This window comes from Bradyrhizobium sp. BRP19 (assembly GCF_020194195.1).
Classification (GTDB): Bacteria; Pseudomonadota; Alphaproteobacteria; order Rhizobiales; family Xanthobacteraceae; genus Bradyrhizobium; species Bradyrhizobium yuanmingense.
This window is the reverse complement of sequence record NZ_JADYVZ010000200.1, coordinates 1-406: the sequence shown is the minus strand read 5'-3', so window position 1 is coordinate 406 and position 406 is coordinate 1. Positions and strand designations below refer to the sequence as shown.

1 protein-coding gene is annotated in these 406 nt (G+C 66.0%); it reads right to left on the bottom strand.

Going from position 1 to position 406, the window contains the following annotated elements:
- On the bottom strand, nucleotides 1–406 hold a 406-nt coding region (locus I6F36_RS39180), incomplete at both ends, for an aromatic amino acid lyase (protein ID WP_225173317.1).

The following is a 406-nucleotide window of genomic DNA, read 5'->3' as shown; positions in this document are numbered from 1 at the left end:
GTTCGCTGATCGCGCCAACTTCCGACAGCGCAAGCGCAATCTGGTCGGCGGCAAAGGCGATCGGTTCGGCGTGGAAGTTGCCGCCCGAGACGATCTCGCCGGTCTCGACCAATACCAGCGGATTGTCGGTGACCGCATTGGCCTCGATCGTCAGCGTGCGGGCCGCCTGCGTGAGCAGATCAAGCGCAGCGCCGGCAACCTGCGGCTGGCAGCGCAAACAATAGGGATCCTGCACGCGCTCATCGCCCTCGAGGTGCGACTGGCGTATGTCGCTGCCGGCGAGCAGCGCCGTCAGGGCAGCAGCCGCATCGATCTGCCCGGCATGTCCGCGCAGTTGCTGGATTTCCGGACGGAACGGAGCGGTCGACGCCATGGCGGCATCGACTGAAAGTGCCCCTGTCACCAG